This is a genomic window from Micromonospora globosa (assembly GCF_000717585.1).
In the GTDB taxonomy this organism is placed as follows: domain Bacteria; phylum Actinomycetota; class Actinomycetes; order Mycobacteriales; family Micromonosporaceae; genus Micromonospora; species Micromonospora aurantiaca.
The window spans coordinates 1-202 of record NZ_JNZR01000117.1; the positions used below are offsets into that span (position 1 = coordinate 1).

General features: G+C 71.8%; 1 protein-coding gene. It reads left to right on the forward strand.

All coding sequences use genetic code 11. The features are described 5' to 3' along the window. Positions 1–202, forward strand: a 202-nt coding sequence (locus IF06_RS0131900) for a sigma factor-like helix-turn-helix DNA-binding protein (protein ID WP_030275544.1), incomplete at both ends; no start/stop codon positions are given.

Consider the following 202-nt stretch of genomic DNA (forward strand, 5'->3'; position numbering starts at 1 on the left):
GCTGTCCACCCCGATCGGCGACGGCGACAGCGCCACCGAGCTGGGCGACACGCTCGGCACCGAGGACAACGAGTACGAGCTGGCCGACCTGCGCGCCTCGCTCGGCCCGGCGCTCGCCACGCTCGACGAGCGGGAGCAGAAGATCCTCACGCTGCGCTTCTACGGCAACCTGACCCAGAGCGAGATCGCCGCCCGGGTCGGT